We start from the raw sequence: 20,669 nt of genomic DNA, 5'->3' as shown, positions 1-20,669 counted from the left end.
TGTCATGGCATTGCTGACCCCCCTGCTGTTGGCGACCGCTGAGCGGACGCTGAATCAGCTGCTTGCTCGCGACCCGGCCTCGACGTCGCGCCTGAATGCACTGGCAGGCCGACGCCTGCTGGTGCGTGTCGAACGCCCCGCCTTTGACCTGCTGGTGCATTTCGACCTGCAGGGCCTGCACCTGTTGCGCCTGCCCCAGGCCAACGAGAGCGATGGCGATGTGGTGGTGGAGCTCGACATGGAGACCGCCGCCGCCCTGCTGTCCGGTGAATCCATCGAGCGTCTGATGTTCGAGGGCCGCCTCGCCGTGCGTGGCCGCATCCATCTGCTGGAAAGCGCCCGTGACCTGGTGATGGACCTCGACCTGGACTGGGAAGGCGCGCTCAGTGAGTGGTTCGGCGAAGCCCCCGGCCATAGCCTGGCCAACGGCCTGCGCAGCCTCGGGCGCTTCGGCCTGATCAGCCGCCGCGAGCTGGAGCTGGACCTGCGCGAGTACCTCACCGAGGAAGCGCGCTGGCTGCCCGGCCAGGCGCAGATGCGGGTCGCACGCGACGAGCTGACCGAGCTGACCCAGTGTCTGGATCGCACCGAAGCGCGTCTGGCGCGGCTGCGCCGTCATCTCGAGGCCGCCACCTCTCATCAACCTGCCGAGCGGGAGTGCCAGCCGTCGTGAGACTCTATCGCCTGCTGAGCATCCTGTGGGTCATCGCCCGCTACCGCCTCGACGACCTGGTGCCACCGGGGCGCGTACCGGCCCTGCTGCGCCCGCTGCTCAAGCTGTCTCCGCTGCGTCTGTTCCCCATCGGCAGACGCACGCGTGGCGAGCGTCTGCGCCTGGCGCTCGAGGCCCTCGGCCCGATCTTCATCAAGTTCGGCCAGATGCTCTCGACACGCCGCGACCTGCTGCCGCCGGACATCGCCGACGAACTCAAGCGCCTGCAGGATCAGGTGCCGCCGTTCGAGAACCAGGTCGCACGGGAGCTGGTCGAGCAGGAACTCGAGATGTCGGTCGACGAAGCCTTCGCCGAATTCGAGGCCCAGCCCCTGGCGTCGGCCTCCATCGCTCAGGTACATGCCGCACGCCTGCACGATGGCTCGGATGTGGTGGTCAAGGTCATCCGGCCGCGCATCGAGGAAGTGATGCGCAAGGATATCGGCCTGCTCTACCTGTTCGCGCGACTGTTGATGAAGGTCTCGCCGGAAGCCCGTCGCCTGCGCCCGGTCGAAGTCGTCGCCGACTACGAAGCGACGCTGTTCGACGAGCTCGACATGCACAAGGAGGCCGCCAACACCTCCCAGCTCAAGCGCAACTTCCTCGACTCGCCGTTGCTCTACGTCCCGGCCATCCACTGGCCACTGACGCGCCGCCGCGTGATGGTGCAGGAACGTATCCGCGGCATCCCGGTCGCCGATATCGAGGAGCTGACCGCGCAGGGCACCGACCTCAGGAAGCTGGCCGAGCGCGGCGTGGAGATCTTCTTCACCCAGGTATTCCGCGACAACTTCTTCCACGCCGACATGCACCCCGGCAACATCTTCGTCTCGCGCGAGAACCCGCACGACCCGCAGTTCATCGCCATCGACTGCGGCATCGTCGGCAGCCTGACCCGCGAGGACCAGGACTATCTGGCCCGCAACCTGCTGGCCTTCTTCCGCCAGGATTACTACGAGGTCGCGGCGCTGCACATCGAGTCCGGCTGGGTCGGCGAAGGCACGCGCGCCAACGAATTCGCCGCCGCCATCCGCGCCGTCTGCGAGCCGATTCTCGAGAAGCCGCTCAAGGACATCAGCTTCGGCCAGGTCCTGCTGGGGCTGTTCCAGACCGCGCGCCGCTTCAACATGGAAGTCCAGCCACAGCTGGTGTTGTTGCAGAAGACCCTGCTCAACATCGAGGGCCTCGGCCGCCAGCTGTATCCGGACCTCGACCTGTGGGCCACCGCCCGCCCCTACCTGGAACGCTGGATGAAAGAGCGCGCCGGCCCCAAGGCGTTCTGGGCCGAGATGGTCAAGCAGGCACCGGAGCTGTCGCATCAGCTGCCACAGCTGCCGGCGATGGCCTTCCAGGCCATGGAACGCATCGAGGACGAGCATCGCGCCCGTCAGCGTCAGACAGAGGCCATCACCACGCTGCGCGACCGGGTCAACCACGCTTCGAGCACCAGCTGGCGACTGCGTGCGGGCCTGCTGCTGGTGGCCGGTGCCTTCGGCTGGCAGCCCCTGATGGCCTGGGCGGAGACCCAGCCCGTGGCAGTACTGGTGGGCGCGGGACTGGGAATCGTGTTATTGCTGTGGCGCTAGCCCGCAGGCAGTCATGATGGCCGGTCTGGCCCGGCGCGCAACGAAACTTGCCGCCCCATGGGACGCAGTGCAATATGAATGACACATAACACTTGCATCCTTAGTCGCCTGCCCACGCCGTGCCGTTTGCCGTGCAAGGCGTGCCGTCAGCGCAGAACTCGATGATTTAACGCAAGACCCAAGCTTTCAGGAATGATGATTCATGAGTGATATTCTCAACCGTCTGTCAGGGGTACTGGCAGAACGGCGCGACGCTGACCCGACCTCCTCCTATGTCGCGAGCCTGCACCACAAGGGCCTCAACAAGGTACTGGAGAAGATTGGCGAAGAGGCGACCGAAACCGTACTGGCCGCCAAGGATTTCGCTCACGACGACGTGGACTCGCAGCGTGCCGTGATCGGTGAGACCGCTGACCTGTGGTTCCATTCATTGGTCATGCTGTCACATCTGGGGCTGGATCATCAGGAAGTGCTGGATGAGCTGGCGCGCCGCTTCGGTGTTTCCGGCCATGATGAAAAGGCCGCTCGCGGCCAGTGAAGGACCCGTATTCTTCCGGCGCAAGCCGGCTTTCCGGCAGAGGTGCCAGCACCCTGCAAGTCTCAAGGCCCAATGACCCGGTGTCAGCGGCCCAAATGGAGAATTCCCCATGTTAGGTGGCATCAGTATCTGGCAGCTTCTCATCGTGCTCGGCATCATCATCCTGATCTTCGGAACCAAGAAGCTGCGCAACGTCGGCTCTGATCTCGGCGGTGCCGTGAAGGGCTTCAAGGGCGCGATGAAGGAAGAAGAGAAGAAGAGCGACGAGCCGACTGCCCAGCAGAAGGTCGCGCATGAGGAAAAGCGTGGCGACACCATCGATGTCGAGGCCGAGAGCCGCGATACCGCTGACAAGCGCTCGTAACCCGCATGTTCGATATCGGCTTTTTTGAACTGGCATTGATCGCGCTGCTGGCGCTGATCGTGCTCGGCCCGGAGCGTCTGCCCCGGGCCGCCCGCACTGCGGGTCTGTGGCTGGGACGCATCAAGCGCAGTGTCTCGGACATTCAGCAGGAAATCAGTGCCCAGCTGGAAGCCGAGGAACTGCGTCAGACGCTCAACGAGCAGAAGAAGCAGCTCGATGAGACGCTCGCTCATGCGCGCAACGAGGCACGCGATGTCGAGCTCGGCATCACCGAGTCCAGCTCGCCCCGCGATGCAGGTGCTTCCGGCGCTGAACCCAGCCCCCGCCCTGCCGAGAATGGTGCGCCGGCCACTGAGCCGAGCACTGCTTCCGACACCCGTGAATCACGAGAGCCACGTTCCTGATGAGTGATCCACATGCCTCACCATCAGGTGGTCAGGGCGGCGCTGCTCACGCGCCGCTCATCGAACACCTGATCGAGCTACGCTCGCGCTTGCTGCGCGCCACCCTGGTGGTGCTGGTGGTCTTCGCCGCGTTGTACGGCTTCTCCAACCAGATCTACCTGTATGTCGCCGAACCGCTGATGGCCTTGCTGCCACCGGGGTCGCAGATGATCGCCACCGAAGTGGCCTCGCCCTTCCTGGCGCCCTTCAAGCTGACATTGGTGGTGGCGCTGTTCCTGGCGATTCCCGCCGTGCTCTATCAGGCCTGGGCGTTCATCGCGCCGGGCCTCTATGAAAACGAGAAGGCGTTGGCGCTGCCGCTGCTGGCTTCCAGCATCCTGCTGTTCTATGCCGGTGCGGCCTTCGCCTACTATGTCGTCTTCCCGCTGCTGTTCCAGTTCTTCACCACCACGGGCCCCGAGAACGTGGCGATCATGACGGACATCAATCAGTACCTGAATTTTGTCCTCAAGCTGTTCTTCGCCTTCGGGGTCGCCTTCGAGATTCCCATCGCCACCTTCCTGCTGATCTGGACCGGCGCGACCACGGTGGAGGCGCTGAGCAAGAAGCGCCCCTATATCGTGATCGCCTGCTTCGTGGTGGGCATGCTGCTGACACCGCCGGATGTGATCTCGCAGTCCCTGCTGGCGATTCCGATGTGGCTGCTGTTCGAGGTCGGCATTCTGGCCTCGCGCCTCTTCAAGCGCCGTCGTGCGGCCTCGGACGATGAGGCATCGCAGGAAACGCCCTGAACGCAGCTGCCTGCAATCGTGTTTCCAATAATGCGGGTTCTGGAACTGGGCACCAGAATAGAGCACCAAAACAGAAAGCCCCGCCGAGTCTCCGGCGGGGCTTTCTGTTTCTGAAGGCCTTGTGTATTCAAGGGTCTTGCTCGCAGCAGGCGCGCGCTATCACGACACATGCACCGGCGTGTCGAAATCAGTCCTAGTCGGCGGCACGCGCCTTGTCGTCCTCGATCCAGCTATCGATGCGCTCGACCAGCTTGAAAATGCCCTGGGCCGCTTCGCTGATACGCTCCGCCAGCAAATAGGCCGGGGTGGTGACAACACGGTTGGCGGCATCGACGACGATGCCCGTCACCTCGCAGCTCTTGTGCAGGCCACCCTGGGCACTGATCGCCCCTGAGATACTGGCATCGTTGCCGATGGTGACCGAGATGCCCTCACCCAGCAGCTTGGGCACCATCACCGGCGCGATGCACATCACGCCGATCGGCTTGCCGGCCGCATGGAAGGGCTGCACGGCCTCCTGCAGGCCAGCGACGAGTTCGAGGTCCTCTCCCTTGACGGCAAAGTCACACAGATTCTTGGCGGCGCCGAAGCCACCGGGCAGGATCAGCGCATCGAAGTCGTCCGCAGACAACTCTTCCAGCGGGCGCACCTTGCCACGTGCCAGACGTGCGGACTCGACCAGCACGTTGCGGGCCTCCTTCATCTCGTCGCCAGTGCCATGATTGATCACGTGATGCTGCGCGACATCCGGTGCAAAGCACTCATAGGCTATGCCCAGCTGATCGAGACGCAGCAGCGTCAGGGTAGTTTCATAGATCTCGGAGCCATCGAAGACACCGCAACCGGAAAGGATCAGGGCTACCTGCTTGGTCATGTGTTACTCCATTGACGGTGAACTGCCCGGCGACTGCCGGCAGGTCAGAAGTGACAGAGTCGTACAGGAATCAGCATCAGGCAAGCCTCATATGAGAGGGAGCCTGCGGGCAAGAGCATGCCGTCCCTGCAGCCCGCACAGGGTGGGAAGTCGTCACTCCGATGCCCCAAGACTATGGGCGACATAGCCACACCTCAAGGGCGTGGCTGGGGGCGAGCGGGCAAGATGGCCATGCACGGGACGCGACACCCTGTCCCATGCCATGCCCTGCCGTGGCGTGTCTGCACTGATATACTCGAATGATCCGTGCCGCTACTTGCCCGGCCAACCCCATCGCCTTCGGTGCTGGGGGTGCTGCCTGATCTGTCATATCATTGAAACATGATAGACTTAGACTTCCAGCGTCCCTCACGGAACCGGAGCCTCTGATCCGGAGAGCATTTCTTGAGCCAACATACCCCGCGCCAGTTTCCTGCGACTCGTATGCGCCGTATGCGCAAGGACGACTTCTCTCGCCGGCTGATGCGTGAAAATCAGCTGACGGCTGATGATCTGATCCTGCCGGTCTTCGTTCTCGAAGGCTCCCAGCGTCGTGAAACCGTGCCCAGCATGCCGGGCGTCGAGCGCCTGTCCATCGACCTCATGGTCGAAGAATGCCGCGCCGTCCACGCGCTGGGCGTGCCGGCCATCGCACTCTTCCCGGTGGTCGATGCCGAGGCCAAGACGCTGTATGCCGAAGAATCCTACAACGCCAACGGCCTGGTGCAGCGTTGCGTGCGCGCCTTGAAGGAAGCATTGCCGGAGCTGGGCGTCATCACGGATGTCGCGCTCGATCCCTACACCGTTCACGGTCAGGACGGTATCCTCGACGAAGACGGCTACGTGCTCAACGACCGCACCGTCGAGACCTTGATCAAGCAGGCGCTGTCACACGCGGAAGCCGGTGCCGATGTCATCGCGCCCTCCGACATGATGGACGGCCGCATCGGCTCCATCCGCGCCATGCTGGAACAGGAAGGTCTGATCAACACGCGCATCATGGCCTACTCGGCCAAGTACGCCTCCAACTACTACGGCCCGTTCCGTGACGCAGTCGGTTCGAGCGGCAATCTGGGCAAGGCCGACAAGCAGACCTACCAGATGGACCCGGCCAACAGCGACGAGGCCCTGCATGAGGTGGCGATGGACATCGCCGAGGGCGCTGACATGGTGATGGTCAAGCCGGGCATGCCCTATCTTGATGTGGTAACGCGTGTGAAGCGCGAACTGGAAGTGCCGACCTTCGCCTACCAGGTCAGCGGCGAGTACGCCATGCACATGGCCGCCTTCCAGAACGGCTGGCTGGACGCCGACAAGGTCATTCTCGAATCACTGATGTGCTTCAAGCGTGCGGGTGCCGACGGCATTCTCACCTATTTTGCCCGCCGGGCCGCGGAACTGCTGGCGGAGAAAAACCGCCTTTGACAACCCCGGCCATTGCGGAAGCGGCTGACCGGGATCATGGAGTTGATGATGGAACAGACGCCCAAGCAAGATACCGACAACACCACGGCGACCCTGCCGGGAGTCGCTGACAGCCGCGACAGGGATGCTGCCCCCAAGGCAGCATCCATTCCACGGGAAGGCGAGATCGAGCTGGTGGCGGATGAGCCGCCGGCTCAGGAACCACTGCCCCTGCGCGTCAACCGGACGCGTACCGGTATCCATGCCAAGGCCACTCCCTCCCCCGAGGCCGACCTCGCCGATCCGGCGCTGTACTTCAATCGCGAGCTGTCCAACCTGCAGTTCAACATCCGCGTACTCGAACAGGCCAAGGATACCTCGCATCCGCTGCTCAACCGCTTGATGTTCCTGCTGATCTTCACGTCCAACATGGACGAGTTCTTCGAGATTCGCGTGGCGGGCCTCAAGCATCAGATCGCCTTCGATCGTACCGACCCCGGCTGTGACGGGATGCTGCCGAGCAAGGTGCTCGATGAGGTGTCCCGCATCACGCATGAGCAGGTCGAACGCCAGTACCGCATGCTCAACGAGGACCTGATCCCCGCGCTGGAAGAGCAGCACATCCGCTTCCGTCGCCGCAATCAATGGAACGACGCGCAGAAGGCCTGGGTACGCGATTACTTCGAGGAAGAGATCCAGCCGGTCATCAGCCCGATCGGTCTCGACCCGTCGCACCCGTTCCCGCGCCTGGTCAACAAGAGCCTCAACTTCATCGTCGAACTGGAAGGCAAGGATGCCTTCGGTCGTGAAGGTGGCCTGGCCATCCTGCCGGCCCCGCGCTCGCTGCCGCGCCTGATCCGCATCCCGGATGGCCTCGTCGAACCGGGTTACACCGAATACGTCTTCCTGTCCTCGATGATCCACGCTCATGCCCAGGAGCTATTCCCGGGCATGAAGATCAAGGGCTGCTATCAGTTTCGCCTGACTCGCAACGCCGATCTCTCGGTGGATGCCGAGGATGTCTCCGACCTGGCCTCCGCGCTGCGTGGCGAGCTGCTGGCGCGCCGCTACGGCGATGGGGTGCGTCTCGAGGTGGCCGACAACTGCCCGGAAGCGCTCTATACCTTCCTGCTCAAGCAGTTCGATCTGGAGACGCGTGACCTCTATCAGGTCAAGGGCCCGGTCAACCTCAACCGCCTGATGGAAGTCATCGGCGACGTGGGCCGCGAGGACCTGCTCTATGCCCCGTTCACCCCGGGCATCCCCAAGGCGCTCAAGGGCGACAACAGCCTGTTCGATGCGATCCGTCGCGAGGACATCCTGCTGCATCACCCCTTCCAGTCCTTTTCCCCGGTCGAGAACCTGCTCGCCGAGGCGGCGCGCGACCCGAACGTGCTGGCCATAAAGCAGACCCTCTATCGCACCGGCGCCGACTCCAACATCGTCTCCTCGCTGGTGGAAGCCGCACGTCAGGGCAAGGAAATCACCGTGGTGATCGAGCTGCGGGCGCGCTTCGATGAGGCCGACAATCTGCAGCTGGCCTCACGCCTGCAGGAAGCCGGCGCCATCGTCATCTACGGCGTGATGGCCTACAAGACCCACGCCAAGATGCTGCATATCGTGCGACGTGAACACGGCGAGCTGCGTCACTACGCGCACCTGGGCACCGGTAACTACCATGCCAAGACGGCGCGTCTCTATACCGATTACAGCCTGCTGACCGCCAACGAGACACTGTGCGAGGACGTCCACAAGGTCTTCCAGCAGCTGACCGGCATGGGCAAGCAGCGCGATATCGAGAAGCTGCTGCACGCCCCCTTCACGCTACATGAGCGCATGGTGGAGATGATCGACCGTGAAGCGCGCAACGCCGAGAAAGGCAAGCGAGCCCACATCATCGTCAAATGCAATTCACTGACCGAGCCCAAGCTGATTCGCGCCCTCTACCGTGCCTCGCGTGCTGGCGTGCAGTGTGACCTGATCATTCGCGGCGTCTGCTGTCTGCGTCCGGGTGTGCCGGGGATTTCCGACAACATCCGCGTACGCTCGGTGATCGGTCGCTTCCTCGAGCACACGCGCACCTTCCACTTCCACAATGCCGGTCAGCCGGAAACCTGGTGCTCCAGTGCGGATTACATGGAACGCAACATGTTCCATCGTGTCGAGACCTGCTTCCCGCTGCTCGACAAGAAGCTGGCCCAGCGTATCCGCAAGGACCTGGACACCTACCTGGTCGACAACTGCCAGAGCTGGCGCCTGGAAAGCGATGGTCACTACACCCAGCTGGATGCCGGCGACGCGGAGCCGATCAGCGTGCAGGAAACCCTGCTGTTCGCCTACGCTGCCAAGGCCTGATCACGACTTGCTCACGCCAGCCCCCCCTCAGGTAGCAGCACACACGGCCAACTGAACTCTCGGCCCTCACGCTTGCGTGGAGGGCCGTTGTCGTTGCTCCTCCTTCTGATCCCCCCAAGGCTGTGCAAGGCGGGACCGACGATCAGACGCATGCAAGAAGCCCCCATATCATCGATACGGGGGCTTCGCTTTCACATCGGATCAGTCACGGGTATCAGACGCCGATCTTGCCACCATCTTCCCGCTGGATGACGACGGTCGCGGCGCGCGGGCGCACACTGCCGTCAGTTTCGGCAGTCGCATCCATACTCTGCGGCCAGTTGCCGGGATGTTGGATATTGACGAACAACGCCGTCCTGTCAGGGGTCGCGAAGATGCCGGTCACTTCACAGCCGTTCGGGCCAACCGCGAAGCGCTTGAGGTGTGCCTGGTTATCGGCACCGATCACGGCAGCATCCCCTTCAGCCTGCTGAAGCGTGGCCGGCACGACGGCCAACACCTGGTCATTGGTGGCATCCGCCACACCGGCGTAGCCGTTGTCCGTCTGGATCCACAGGATGCCCTGCTCGTCCTCACGTTCGTCGAAGTAGAGGCCATCCGGACTGGCGAATTCATTCATCTCGGTCAGGCCGGACAGATTGTCGGCATCACTGGCCGCTGCACCGAACACGAAGATCTCCCAATCGAAGGCGGTGTGATCCCCTGCCTCGCGCCAGCGGATGATCTGTCCCGCCTCGTTGTCACCGCGCGGATTGGCGGCATTGGTCGGCGCCGTCCTGTAACCGACTCCCGGCTCCTCGATGGTCTTGCCGTCATTGGTGAAGGCAGCCGCGGTCCCCTCTTCGGTGCGCTTGGAATTGTTGGTCAGTGTCATGTAGACCTCACCGGAAGCCGGGTCGACGGCGCCCCACTCCGGGCGGTCCATCGGCGTGGCGCCCATCAGATCCGCCGCGTCCACGGTATGGATGATGATACCGGCCAGGTCATCGGCCGCCAGCCCCAGAGCCTCGGCCAGGGTGCGGCCATCCCTGGTCACGGCCTCCGGCGTCAGCTTGAGCCACTTGCCGGTGCCATCGGCGGAGAACTGGGCGACATACAGCGTGCCCTTGTCCAGGTACTTGTCGCCGATCGCCAGGCGGTCCTTGAAGTCACCGGCGCCACGCGCATCAGCGGCGTCCCACTTGGCGTCTGACACGAACTTGTAGATGTACTCGTTGCGCGAATCGTGACCGGAGTAGAAGACCACCGGCTCCCCCTCGACCAGCTTGCCCGGCCAGCAGCCCTCGTGACGGAAGCGGCCCAGCGCGGTGCGCTTGATGGCCTGCTCGCCGGTGTAGGGGTCGATCTCGACGATATAACCGAAGGTCCGCGGTTCGTTACGGTAATCCTTGTCGGCGCTGTCTGCCGTCGGCGTGTTGTCGAAACGCGCGAATTCGCCTTCGACTTCACTGGCATCTCCAGCGGCAGTTTCCCAGCCATAGCGGCCACGCTCGGTCTCGATGCCGATACGGTTGTCATCGAGCTGACGATCGCTGCGCTTGACGAAGTAACCCGGCCAGTTCTCTTCGCAGGTCAGGTAGGTGCCCCACGGGGTGTAGCCGTTGGCGCAGTTGTTGTTGGTACCACGGGTGCGCATGCCATCCGGCGAGAAGGCTGTCTTGACGTAATCGCTTCCCGCCACCGGGCCGCTCAGCTTCATTTCACTGGCGCTGGTGTAGCGACGGTTGTAGCGCGAATCACCCACCACTTCCCACTTGCCGTTGCTGTCCTTCCTGACCTCGACGATTGTCACGCCGTGGGCGTTGATCTCGGTGCGCACTTCATCGACCGGGCGCTTGCCGGAATCCGCATTGGTCGCGCCGCCCTTGGGCGCCCACAGAGCATCCTGATCGATGTATTCGTTGTTCATGACCAGCAGGAAGTTGCTGGAGGCCGTGTCGTCGCTCAAGGCGAAGTTGTGCATGCCATCGTGATGCATGCCGACGGTGTTGAGCTGGATATCCGGCGTCATCGCCAAATCCTTGCTCCACTCGGGTGCCTTGGCATTGAGCGGTGTGCCCCACGGCGCCAGCACCTGTGCGGTATATCCCTTGGGAACCACGACGGCATCCGTGCGTGACCCCTTGATGGACTCGAATGCCAGCGCCAGCGGCGTCTTCTTGCCCGCTTCGTTGCTGGCGGCGTTGGCCGTGGTGCTCAGCCCCGCAAGACCGAAACCACCGAGCATGCTGGCAGCCGCCATGCCAAGGCCACCCTGCAAGACACGACGACGCGAGATGTGTCGCTCGATGACAGATGAGAATGTCTCGTTGCTGCTGGGATTAAGCAGGCGATGGTCTTCGATTTCCTTGCTCATGTCGCTTCACCGTAGTCAGGTTTCGGGTTGTTCTGTTCAGGCATGCCCCGCAAGTGCATGCCGAAGGCAACAAGAGTGATACGCGAGCCCGATGACAATTCCGTGACGAAGGGACAACAGCGACGATAGACGACAGCGCCCAACGGCCTTTCGACCGTTGGGCGCAGGGGCTTCAGGAGACAAGCCGACAAATTCAGCAATTATCAGACAAGCGCGTCGTCATCCTCCCGACGAGGCGCGGGCCTGGCGTCCGAGACCTGATGTATAGAGCCTTGCATCAGGCCTCGCGCAGGCGCTCGGCGGCCAGGTTCAGCAAATGCTCGGTAGTTTCCCAGCCCAGGCAGGCATCGGTGACGGACACGCCATGACGCAGCTGGGAGAGCTTCTCCGCTGCCGGCAAGGCCTGCTTGCCTTCATTGAGGTGACTCTCGAGCATCACGCCGATCAAGGCATCATCCCTCGCCAGACGCTGAGAGAGCACATCCAGCATCACCTCACTCTGGCGGCGGTGGTCCTTGCGGGAGTTGGCGTGACTGCAATCGACCATCAGGCGCGGCGTCAGGCCAGCGCCTTCCAGCTCACGCCGGCAGGCGGCCACCGAGGCGGCGTCATAGTTGGGCTGGCCATGACCGCCGCGCAGCACCACATGGGTATGCGGATTGCCCGCGGTCTCGATCAGCGCCGGACGCCCACTGTCATCCATGCCGAAGTGGCGATGCCCATGCGCCGCCGCTCCGATGGCCTGCACGGCGACCTCGACGCCTCCGTCAGTGCCGTTCTTGAACCCCACGGCACAGCCGAGGCCGGAGGCCATCTCGCGATGGATCTGCGACTCAGTGGTGCGGGCACCGATGGCTGCCCAGCCGAGCAGGTCTTCCAGGTAAGCGGCGGTCAGCGGCTGCAGCAGCTCCGTCGCCACCGGCAGGCCCAGCTGGTTGATCTCGCGCATCAGCTCGCGCGCCTGACGCAGGCCGGTGGCCATGTCATCGCTGCCATCCAGATGCGGATCATAGGCCAGCCCCTTCCAGCCCACCGTGGTGCGCGGCTTCTCGACATAGACACGCATCACCAGCTTGAGGCGATCACGCACCTGCGGCTCGATCACCGCCAGGCGCTGGGCGTACTCACGCGCGGCCTTGAGATCATGGATGGAGCACGGCCCGACCACCACCAGCAGACGATCATCGTCGCCGGCGAGAATGGCATTGATCTCATCGCGATGCTGGCGAATCTGGCCGGCCAAGTCGGCGTCCACCGGCAGCTGCTCGCGCAATTCGCTGGCGCTGGGCAGGGCTTCACGACTGATGCGTCCGGGTGTGGTCGGAGTCTGGGCGGCATCAGAGCGGGTCACGGTGGCGTTCTCGGCAGTCAAGGGATCAACAGTGGCGTCGGCAGTGTGCGGGCTTGCGGTCAACACGCGTTCAAGGCTGGCGTTCATGGTCTTCTCTCCTGTAATGAAGCCTCGGCTTCATCACGCAATATTCATTCTGACAGACAGGGACTTCGCGAATCGTCACCCCGGTATTGCTCGCCCTGCCCCGCGGTGACAGCGGAAAGAGGCAGGACGCCGCTAAATCGCCAGCGCCAATAACCATGCACGACCCGAGCGGAGGCAAGTGAAAAGCGGGTAGTCAGGATAGTGGTGCGCATGGTCATTCCTCTCGTCATTCATGCTGCAATCATTGTCGGCACGTTAGGGTGACATGCCTCGTCATGGATTTCGCAAGGTCCGAAACGCAAGAACCCCCGGCCATGGCTGCGACCGGGGGTTCTTCAAGGTGGTGGCAGCCCGTACGAGACAGGCGCGCCGTGACCTCAGGCGCGCCCCTGTGTAAACCAATACCAATAGCCGTCCGCACACGCAGCCGCCACGACCAGGCCCGAAGGGCAGGCAGCGACGGTGAACGAGCGGTGGCTGGTGGTCTGATTCATGGGTCGGGCCGATATCCAGTGGTGACGATGAAAAAGGTGATAGACCTATCCTTGCACTCCAGATCGTCCTGCGCAAGCGTGAACCGGCAACAAACCGTTGTCCGCACGCATAAAGAAGGGCTATCAGCCTGAAGTGGCATCAGTATAATCTTTGGTTGTCGATCAACATGATCGGCAACACGCATTCGTCCAGCGGTGCCTGACACCGCGCCCACAGCTTGGAATGCATGCATGCAGGATTCCCGAAATGATGCACTGATAGAGTATCTGTCGGGATGCGCCCGGCAGGATGCCAAGGCACTGGATCGGCTCTATCGAGCAACCAGTGCGCATCTGTACGCTCAGTTGCTGCGTATCTTGAGACATGAGGCATCCGCGCAGGATTGTCTTCAGCAGGTCTACATCCGGGTATGGGCCGCCGCCGGTCAATATGACGCCGGCCGCGCCCGCCCGATGACTTGGCTCGGCACCATGACCCGCAACATCGCCATCGACTGGATACGTCGACAGCGACCCAGCGAGCATGACAGCGATGAATTGATCGCCGCCATGCCGGGGCGGAGTGATATCGAGGCAGATGTCGACCTGGCCCAGCACAGTGGTGAACTCCATCAGTGCCTGGCCGAGCTGAATGACGATCAACGCCGTGCCCTGGAACTGGCCTATTTCGAAGGTCTTACCCACCAGGATCTGGCCAATCAACTGGACCAGCCCTTGGGCACCGTCAAGAGCTGGGTCCGTCGTGGACTCGAGAGGTTGAAGACATGCATGAGTCATTTGATCTGAGCGACCCGGAACTGCGCGAAGCCGCAGCGGGCGAGTATGCGCTCGGCACATTGACACGCGACGAGCGCGCGGCATTCGAGTCACTGCTGGCCGTCAGCCACGACCTGCAACGTGATGTGGAGCGCTGGCGCGAGCATCTCAACGTGTTCAATGAACAGCTTCCCCCCGTCACGCCACCGGCCCATGTCTGGCAAGGCATCGCCGAGGCGACCGGCACTGCCCGTCAGCCCTGGTGGCGTCGTCTGGGCCTATGGCAGGGCATGACCGCCACGGCCTTCAGCCTGGCACTGGCAGTCACCCTGACCTTCAGCCTGGGGCACAACGCGGGCATGGAGAGCGACTACGTGTTCGTGGTCAACAATTCTGACAGCAGCCCCGGCTGGATCGTCAACGCCTCCCACTCGGGCGAGATGATGGTGCAGGCCGTCAGGCCCGAAGCACCGGCCCCAGGCAAGGTCTGCGAGCTGTGGCTGATGGCCAAGGATGGCAAGGAGCCGATGTCACTGGGCATCCTGCCGCATTCCGGCACCATGAAGGTCGAGGTGCCCAAGGAGTATCTGGCTGCCTTCCCTGACAGCGACCTGGTGATCACTCTGGAAAACCCGCAGGGTGCCCCCTCCGGCAACCAGATGGGCCCGACCCTCAAGAAGGGTCAACTGACGCCGGTCGAAGGCCGCCACATCCTGTAAGCGCTTCGCCAGTGCAGAATGTCGTGACAACGATCGCAACAACGGTCGCAGCAACGAAAAAAAAGCCCCCGCTTTTCAGCGGGGGCTTTTTTCGTGCTGTGCTCAGATCTCGAATGTCATGCCTCGGAAGTCAAAAGCGATAACCGAAAGACCCGCTGACAGAAGCTATCAGCGCAGGTGGCGGCCACCATCCACCGGCAGGGTCGTGCCCGTGACATAGGGACTATCCAGCAGATAGCGCAGTGCCTGCCAGATGACGCCAGGCCCCGGTACCTGCTGCATCAACGACTTGGCTCGCGCACGCTCGGCATAGTCGTCATCATCGTCAGGGCGCAGCATGATCAGCGCCGGCGCGATGGTGTTGACCTGGATGCGTGGCGCGAACATCGACGCAAACGACAAGGTCAGGTTCTCGAGCCCCGCCTTGCTGGCCGCGTAGGCCGCATGCTTGCGCGAGCCCTTCTGGACCACGAAATCACTCATGTGGACGACGTCCGCCTGCGGCTCGATTCCAGCTTCCAGCAGATCGCGCAGCGCCAGATTGATCAGGTACGGCGCCTGCATATGGACACGGAACAGGTGCTCGAACAGCTCGCCCTGCCCCTCGCCGTCGCCATCCGGTGCCCAATCGCCGGCATTGTGCACGATGGCCCGCAGGGTCGGCGTCAGCTCACGAATCGCCGCGATGAAGGCCTGGATGCCTGTCTCGCTGGAGAAATCCGCCTGCACGGTGCGAATGCCCAGTGCGCGCAGGGCGTCGAGCTCTTCCCGCTCGCGTCGATAACTGATGATGACCGGATGACCATCATCGACCAATCGCTCGGCACAGTAACGCCCCAGGCGCTGAGCGCCACCCGTGATCAGTATCGGAGACTGACTCATTCACTCGACTCCTTCAGGCAAGGTCAGGCTACTTCAGGCAGAGACCAGCGCCGGGTCCAGCAGCGGCTCGCGTGGCGCATAGCTGAACACATCGGAGCTCAGCGCGCTGGCCTCGACACCCAATGGCGTCAGCGCATCGACACAGGCATAGACCATGCCCGGCGAGCCGGACAGATAGACGCGCTTGCCCGCCATGCTGCCCGCGTGCTCGCGCAGCACCTCGTCGATACGTCCCAGATGACCATTGAAAGCGGCCTCGACACCGGCCGCTTCCAGCGCGCGATGATGGGCATCGCCGACTTCCGGCGCTTCTTCCAGCACCGGAAAATAGCGGAAATTGGGCTGACTGGCGGCCCAGTTGAGCGCCGCGCTCTCCAGATACAGATCACGCCGCTCGCGCGCTGCCCACCACAGTTCGATGGGCTGGGACAGGCCACGTGCAAACGCCGCCTGCAGCATGGCGTGCATCTGCGAGAATCCAGTGCCGGCACAGATCAGCACGATGGGGCTGGGGTCGTCGAGGTCCAGCACGCATTCGCCGCTGGGCAGGCGTAGCTCAAGTTGATTGGCCGCGACCAGCAGGCTGCGCAGGCGCGCGGAATTGCTGCGCTCCGGCCAATGCTGGATATGCAGCTCCAGCACGCCATCACCACTGGCGGCATTGGCGATGGAGAACGGTACCCAGGTGGTGTCATCGAGCTTCATCTCGAGATACTGGCCCGGCGCGTGCGCCAGGGCCTCGGGACGTGCGGCGAAGCGCACACGAAACACGTCCGGGGTCAGATCTTCCACACTCTCGACATGACAGGTCAGGGTCCGCGCCGTCATCGTATCCTCTTGTTATCTGATGCCTGCCGCCAGCGCGCTGCGCGACGACAGGGTAAATGCATGGGTGTTGATGGTCAGTCGCAAAATCAGTCCAGAATGCCCAGACTGTCCCAGCGTTCATCGACACGGGATGTGATCTCTTCGCTCATCACGATGGGCTCGCCCCACTCGCGGTCTGTCTCGCCGGGCCACTTGTTGGTCGCGTCCATGCCCATCTTGGAGCCAAGACCCGCCGTTGGCGAGGCGAAGTCCAGATAATCGATCGGCGTATTGTCGACCAGAACGGTATCACGGCTCGGGTCCATGCGCGTGGTGATGGCCCAGATGACATCTTCCCACTTGCGGGCATCGACATCATCATCCAGCACGATCACGAACTTGGTGTACATGAACTGACGCAGGAAGCTCCAGACCCCCATCATCACGCGCTTGGCGTGGCCGGGGTACTGCTTCTTCATCGTCACCACCGCCATGCGGTAGGAGCAGCCTTCCGGGGGCAGATAGAAGTCGACGATCTCCGGGAACTGCTTGCGCAGGATCGGCACGAAGACTTCATTGAGCGCCAGGCCGAGGATCGCCGGCTCATCCGGCGGACGCCCGGTATAGGTGGAGTGATAGATCGGGTCGCGCCGATGGGTGATGCGCTCGATGGTGAAGACCGGGAAGGTCTCCACCTCGTTGTAATAGCCGGTGTGATCGCCGTAGGGGCCTTCCGGTGCCACGTCATCCGGGTACAGGTAGCCTTCCAGGATGATCTCGGCGCTGGCCGGGACCTCGAGATCCGACAGGCCACATTTGACCAGCTCGGTGCGCGAGCCGCGCAGCAGACCGGCAAAGGCATACTCGGAGAGTGAATCCGGTACCGGCGTGACAGCGCCGAGAATGGTGGCCGGATCGGCACCCAGCGCCACCGCGACGGGGAAGGGTTCGCCCGGATGGGCCTTCTGCCACTCGCGGAAGTCCAGCGCACCGCCACGGTGTGCCAGCCAGCGCATGATGAGGCGATTCTTGCCGAGCTTCTGCTGACGATAGATGCCGAGGTTCTGGCGCTCCTTGTGCGGACCGCGGGTGATCACCAGCGGCCAGGTCACCAGCGGCGCGGCATCCCCGGGCCAGCAGTGCTGGATCGGAATCATGTCGAGATCGACATCCTCCCCTTCCAGCACGATCTCCTGACAGGGCGCACGCTTGACCTTCTTCGGCCCCATGCTCATCACCTGCTTGAAGATCGGCAACTTGTCCCAGGCATCCCGGAAGCCCTTGGGCGGCTCCGGCTCCTTGAGGAAGGCCAGCAGCTCGCCGACTTCGCGCAGCGCCTCGACGGATTCCTGCCCCATGCCCAGCGCCACGCGCCGCGGCGTGCCGAACAGATTGCCCAGCACCGGCATGCTGTGGCCCTTGACGTTCTCGAACAGCAACGCCGGACCACCCGCCTTCAGGGTGCGATCACAGATCTCGGTCATCTCCAGATAGGGGTCCACCTCGGCACGAATGCGCTTGAGTTCGCCCTTCTCTTCCAGCGCCGCGATGAAATCGCGTAAGTCTCGATACTGCATGGGAGTTTCCGCTCGGCTTGATCAAGCCCCGAGCATAACATTGCCAGCCGGCACTCGGCAGGTCAGCAACGCAGGACGCCCACTTCCCGAGCGGGAAGTGGGCGTCCTGGCAAGCACCTGTCGAGAACATGGCCAGCCAACCGGCTCGGCCAAGTGTCGATCAGCGGCGCTTCATGGCCTCGAAGAACTCGAGATTGGTCTTGGTATCTTTCAGGCGATCGATCAGGAACTCGGTGGCCGCCACATCTTCCATCGGGTTGAGCAGCTTGCGCAGGATCCACATGCGCTGCATTTCATCCTCGGACGCGATCAGGTCTTCACGACGCGTGCCGGATCGACGGATGTTGAGGGCCGGGAAGACACGACGCTCGGCCAGCTTGCGGTCGAGGTGAGCTTCCATGTTACCGGTGCCCTTGAATTCCTCGAAGATGACCTCGTCCATCTTGGAGCCGGTATCGACCAGTGCCGTGGCGAGGATGGTCAGGCTGCCGCCTTCTTCGATGTTACGCGCGGCACCGAAGAAGCGCTTCGGCTTCTCGAGCGCGTGAGCGTCGACACCACCGGTCAGCACCTTGCCGGAAGACGGCACCACGGTGTTGTAGGCACGCGCCAGACGGGTCACGGAATCAAGCAGGATCACGACATCCTTCTTGTGCTCGACCAGACGCTTGGCCTTCTCGATCACCATCTCGGCGACCTGGACGTGACGGGCCGGCGGCTCATCGAAGGTGGAGGCCACGACTTCGCCACGCACGGTGCGCGACATCTCGGTGACTTCCTCGGGACGCTCATCGATCAGCAGCACGATGAGGTGACATTCGGGGTTGTTGCGCGTGATGGAGGCGGCAATGTTCTGCAGCATCATCGTCTTGCCCGCCTTGGGCGGCGAGACGATCAGACCACGCTGGCCCTTGCCGATCGGTGCGGTCAGATCAAGGATGCGCGAGGTGATGTCTTCGGTGGAACCATTGCCGATTTCCATCAGCAGGCGCGACTGCGGAAACAGCGGCGTCAGATTCTCGAACAGGATCTTGTGCTTGGCGTTCTCAGGGCGGTCAAAGTTGATCTGGTTGACTTTGAGTAGCGCGAAGTAACGCTCCCCTTCCTTCGGCGGACGAATCTTGCCGGAGATGGTGTCGCCCTTGCGCAGATTGAAGCGACGGATCTGGGAAGGTGAAACGTAGATGTCATCAGGACCCGCGAGGTAGGAAGAGTCTGCACTGCGAAGGAAGCCGAAGCCGTCCTGCAGGATTTCCAGAACGCCGTCGCCGTAGATGTCCTCACCGCTTTTCGCGTGCTTCTTGAGGATGGCGAAGATGATGTCCTGCTTGCGCGAACGTGCCAGATTGTCGATGCCCATCGTCTGGGCAAGTTCCAGCAGTTCGGGGACAGTATTTTGCTTGAGTTGGGTAAGATTCATCGGCTTTGTTTGAACGTGGCTCAGGTCAGCAGGGCTGATAGATAAGAAGGGAATCGAGAAGACGGGCAGAAGACAAGGACCGGCACTGCAAGGGTGCAGACAGAACTCGACAGCATTCCCGGAGGCAAGCGCCTGAGCTGGATGAAGACAGGTGCCAAAAGTTCAGGAAAGATCACTCACCACGGCCGAACAACGAATTCAGCAACGGAGTGTCGAGCTACGGATGTCCAGCGACGACGGACCGGTCGAAGGGACACGGAGCGTCATGCTTCCTGACAGAAAAGTCTTCTCGATATGGAATCTAGCGGTATGAATCGCCTGGGGGCTGGCCGGCGTGTCGCGGGCAGCATTACCAGAGGGCTGGCTGACAACTGGGGGACCGTGGGACGGTCGACATGACGCAATCAGAGAGCGTGTAATCAGGCGAACGCCTCGATGGTAGTCAAGCCGGCCCCTGAACGCAAGCCCCGACGGCCTGGTGGCGCACCCGGTACTGCCTGAAGTGCTCGCCACCGGCCAGCCAACACTGCGATAGCTGCCGCTGACACGGCGCTTTCACTGATGCCCCAAGGCCCCCGAGGGCAGCAAGGCCCGATTCACAGATTGGCATCCAGAAAGGCTGCCAGCTGCGCGCGCGGCATGGCGCCCACCTTGCTGGCTTCGACATTGCCGCCCAGAAACAGCATCAATGTCGGCACACCGCGCACGCCGAAGCGGGCGGCGAGTTCAGGGGCTTCATCGACATCGACCTTGACGATCTTGAGCTGCCCTTCGTATTCCTCGGCCAGGGATTCCAGCGTCGGTGCCACGCTCTTGCACGGCCCGCACCAGGAAGCCCAGAAATCCACCAGCACCGGATGCTCGCTTTCCAGCACCACGGATTCGAAGTCCTTTTCTGCAATCGGTACCACACGTTCGCTCATCGCGACGTTATCTCCCAGACCCGGTCGGTCTTGCTGAATGTGCTGCGTGATGGCTTATGACTCATAGTACGTGATGATGACCCGCGACTTCGCCGTTCTGTCATATCACGCCGCTACAATAGCATGCCCCATGCGCTGAATGTGCCGCCAGCCCCTCGAGGTGGTGGCGCCGTGGGTGCCACCGGTTTGACACCTCTGGCCAGTCGCCGCAATCTTGCGTGAGTCGCCGC

General features: G+C 62.6%; 18 protein-coding genes. 10 read left to right on the top strand and 8 right to left on the bottom strand.

Features of this window, described 5'->3' with window-relative positions:
- The first annotated feature begins 4 nt into the window (after positions 1–4).
- The 6 genes from MKZ40_RS12415 to tatC all read left to right on the top strand — a co-directional run bounded on the left by MKZ40_RS12415 (position 5) and on the right by tatC (position 4,395).
- Positions 5–673: an SCP2 sterol-binding domain-containing protein gene (locus MKZ40_RS12415; protein ID WP_175089647.1), complete on the top strand. Its 669-nt coding sequence runs from the start codon at positions 5–7 to the stop codon at positions 671–673.
- Positions 670–2,298, top strand: a complete 1,629-nt coding sequence (gene ubiB, locus MKZ40_RS12410; RefSeq protein WP_175089648.1) for a ubiquinone biosynthesis regulatory protein kinase UbiB — start codon at positions 670–672, stop codon at positions 2,296–2,298. Before MKZ40_RS12415 ends, ubiB begins: the two co-directional genes overlap by 4 nt.
- A gap of 202 nt (positions 2,299–2,500) precedes the next feature.
- Positions 2,501–2,836, top strand: a complete 336-nt coding sequence (locus MKZ40_RS12405; RefSeq protein ID WP_175089649.1) for a phosphoribosyl-ATP diphosphatase — start codon at positions 2,501–2,503, stop codon at positions 2,834–2,836.
- Between the two features lie 109 nt (positions 2,837–2,945).
- Entirely contained in the window at positions 2,946–3,200 is a 255-nt protein-coding gene (tatA, locus tag MKZ40_RS12400) for a Sec-independent protein translocase subunit TatA (RefSeq protein ID WP_043332981.1), read from the top strand.
- 5 nt (positions 3,201–3,205) lie between these two features.
- Positions 3,206–3,604, top strand: coding sequence for a Sec-independent protein translocase protein TatB (tatB, locus tag MKZ40_RS12395; RefSeq protein WP_175089650.1), 399 nt, complete (start codon positions 3,206–3,208; stop codon positions 3,602–3,604).
- Positions 3,604–4,395: a twin-arginine translocase subunit TatC gene (gene tatC / locus MKZ40_RS12390; RefSeq protein WP_175089651.1), complete on the top strand. Its 792-nt coding sequence runs from the start codon at positions 3,604–3,606 to the stop codon at positions 4,393–4,395. The genes tatB and tatC overlap by 1 nt, the downstream gene beginning before the upstream one ends.
- 193 nt (positions 4,396–4,588) lie before the next feature.
- Here tatC and elbB read toward each other — a convergent pair whose 3' ends face one another.
- Positions 4,589–5,269, bottom strand: a complete 681-nt coding sequence (gene elbB / locus MKZ40_RS12385) for an isoprenoid biosynthesis glyoxalase ElbB (protein ID WP_175089652.1) — start codon at positions 5,267–5,269, stop codon at positions 4,589–4,591.
- 444 nt (positions 5,270–5,713) lie between these two features.
- On the opposite strand from elbB, the gene hemB reads away from it, so the two are divergent.
- Entirely contained in the window at positions 5,714–6,733 is a 1,020-nt protein-coding gene (hemB, locus tag MKZ40_RS12380) for a porphobilinogen synthase (RefSeq protein ID WP_175089653.1), read from the top strand.
- 48 nt (positions 6,734–6,781) lie between these two features.
- Positions 6,782–9,067 (top strand): polyphosphate kinase 1, encoded by a 2,286-nt coding sequence (gene ppk1 / locus MKZ40_RS12375; protein WP_175089654.1) that lies wholly within the window; start codon positions 6,782–6,784, stop codon positions 9,065–9,067.
- A gap of 214 nt (positions 9,068–9,281) precedes the next feature.
- On the opposite strand, the gene MKZ40_RS12370 is transcribed toward ppk1, so the two are convergent.
- Together MKZ40_RS12370 and MKZ40_RS12365 are read right to left on the bottom strand one after the other, a co-directional pair.
- Positions 9,282–11,423 carry a PhoX family phosphatase gene (locus MKZ40_RS12370; protein ID WP_175089655.1) on the bottom strand — a complete coding sequence of 714 codons (2,142 nt, stop codon included), beginning with the start codon at positions 11,421–11,423 and terminating at the stop codon, positions 9,282–9,284.
- Between the two features lie 277 nt (positions 11,424–11,700).
- Positions 11,701–12,861, bottom strand: a complete 1,161-nt coding sequence (locus tag MKZ40_RS12365) for a 3-deoxy-7-phosphoheptulonate synthase (RefSeq protein ID WP_175089656.1) — start codon at positions 12,859–12,861, stop codon at positions 11,701–11,703.
- 725 nt (positions 12,862–13,586) lie between these two features.
- Here MKZ40_RS12365 and MKZ40_RS12360 point away from each other — a divergent pair.
- Together MKZ40_RS12360 and MKZ40_RS12355 are read left to right on the top strand one after the other, a co-directional pair.
- Positions 13,587–14,141, top strand: a complete 555-nt coding sequence (locus MKZ40_RS12360) for a sigma-70 family RNA polymerase sigma factor (RefSeq protein ID WP_084207827.1) — start codon at positions 13,587–13,589, stop codon at positions 14,139–14,141.
- A complete protein-coding gene (locus MKZ40_RS12355) occupies positions 14,120–14,830 on the top strand; it encodes an anti-sigma factor (RefSeq protein WP_175089657.1) in 711 nt (236 codons plus the stop codon). The genes MKZ40_RS12360 and MKZ40_RS12355 overlap by 22 nt, the downstream gene beginning before the upstream one ends.
- A 168-nt stretch (positions 14,831–14,998) precedes the next feature.
- On the opposite strand, the gene folM is transcribed toward MKZ40_RS12355, so the two are convergent.
- The 5 genes from folM to trxA form a co-directional block, all read right to left on the bottom strand.
- Positions 14,999–15,712, bottom strand: a complete 714-nt coding sequence (folM, locus tag MKZ40_RS12350; RefSeq protein ID WP_175089658.1) for a dihydromonapterin reductase — start codon at positions 15,710–15,712, stop codon at positions 14,999–15,001.
- Positions 15,713–15,745: 33 nt separating this feature from the next.
- Positions 15,746–16,540, bottom strand: a complete 795-nt coding sequence (locus tag MKZ40_RS12345) for an FAD-binding oxidoreductase (protein WP_175089659.1) — start codon at positions 16,538–16,540, stop codon at positions 15,746–15,748.
- Positions 16,541–16,626: 86 nt separating this feature from the next.
- The gene (ubiD, locus tag MKZ40_RS12340) at positions 16,627–18,096 is read right to left on the bottom strand and encodes a 4-hydroxy-3-polyprenylbenzoate decarboxylase (protein ID WP_175089660.1); all 1,470 of its coding nucleotides are present in this window, start codon (positions 18,094–18,096) and stop codon (positions 16,627–16,629) included.
- A gap of 160 nt (positions 18,097–18,256) precedes the next feature.
- The gene (gene rho / locus MKZ40_RS12335) at positions 18,257–19,516 is read right to left on the bottom strand and encodes a transcription termination factor Rho (RefSeq protein WP_043332997.1); all 1,260 of its coding nucleotides are present in this window, start codon (positions 19,514–19,516) and stop codon (positions 18,257–18,259) included.
- A gap of 596 nt (positions 19,517–20,112) precedes the next feature.
- Positions 20,113–20,439 (bottom strand): thioredoxin, encoded by a 327-nt coding sequence (trxA, locus tag MKZ40_RS12330; protein ID WP_175089661.1) that lies wholly within the window; start codon positions 20,437–20,439, stop codon positions 20,113–20,115.
- Positions 20,440–20,669: the final 230 nt, after the last annotated feature.

The organism is Cobetia sp. BMC6, assembly GCF_029991385.1.
In the GTDB taxonomy this organism is placed as follows: Bacteria; Pseudomonadota; Gammaproteobacteria; order Pseudomonadales; family Halomonadaceae; genus Cobetia.
Note: the sequence above shows the minus strand (reverse complement) of the source record. Positions and strands in the feature narration are given on the sequence as shown.

What these genes read in the sequence shown, in the direction of transcription:
- MKZ40_RS12370 (WP_175089655.1), bottom strand. Translation starts at nt 11,423, where the DNA reads ATGAGCAAGGAAATCGAAGACCATCGCCTGCTTAATCCCAGCAGCAAC.
- MKZ40_RS12415 (WP_175089647.1), top strand. Translation starts at nt 5, where the DNA reads ATGGCATTGCTGACCCCCCTGCTGTTGGCGACCGCTGAGCGGACGCTG.
- tatB (WP_175089650.1), top strand. Translation starts at nt 3,206, where the DNA reads ATGTTCGATATCGGCTTTTTTGAACTGGCATTGATCGCGCTGCTGGCG.
- MKZ40_RS12345 (WP_175089659.1), bottom strand. Translation starts at nt 16,540, where the DNA reads ATGACGGCGCGGACCCTGACCTGTCATGTCGAGAGTGTGGAAGATCTG.
- ubiD (WP_175089660.1), bottom strand. Translation starts at nt 18,096, where the DNA reads ATGCAGTATCGAGACTTACGCGATTTCATCGCGGCGCTGGAAGAGAAG.
- elbB (WP_175089652.1), bottom strand. Translation starts at nt 5,269, where the DNA reads ATGACCAAGCAGGTAGCCCTGATCCTTTCCGGTTGCGGTGTCTTCGAT.
- trxA (WP_175089661.1), bottom strand. Translation starts at nt 20,439, where the DNA reads ATGAGCGAACGTGTGGTACCGATTGCAGAAAAGGACTTCGAATCCGTG.
- MKZ40_RS12405 (WP_175089649.1), top strand. Translation starts at nt 2,501, where the DNA reads ATGAGTGATATTCTCAACCGTCTGTCAGGGGTACTGGCAGAACGGCGC.
- tatC (WP_175089651.1), top strand. Translation starts at nt 3,604, where the DNA reads ATGAGTGATCCACATGCCTCACCATCAGGTGGTCAGGGCGGCGCTGCT.
- ppk1 (WP_175089654.1), top strand. Translation starts at nt 6,782, where the DNA reads ATGGAACAGACGCCCAAGCAAGATACCGACAACACCACGGCGACCCTG.
- rho (WP_043332997.1), bottom strand. Translation starts at nt 19,516, where the DNA reads ATGAATCTTACCCAACTCAAGCAAAATACTGTCCCCGAACTGCTGGAA.
- folM (WP_175089658.1), bottom strand. Translation starts at nt 15,712, where the DNA reads ATGAGTCAGTCTCCGATACTGATCACGGGTGGCGCTCAGCGCCTGGGG.
- MKZ40_RS12365 (WP_175089656.1), bottom strand. Translation starts at nt 12,861, where the DNA reads ATGAACGCCAGCCTTGAACGCGTGTTGACCGCAAGCCCGCACACTGCC.
- MKZ40_RS12360 (WP_084207827.1), top strand. Translation starts at nt 13,587, where the DNA reads ATGCAGGATTCCCGAAATGATGCACTGATAGAGTATCTGTCGGGATGC.
- MKZ40_RS12355 (WP_175089657.1), top strand. Translation starts at nt 14,120, where the DNA reads ATGCATGAGTCATTTGATCTGAGCGACCCGGAACTGCGCGAAGCCGCA.
- tatA (WP_043332981.1), top strand. Translation starts at nt 2,946, where the DNA reads ATGTTAGGTGGCATCAGTATCTGGCAGCTTCTCATCGTGCTCGGCATC.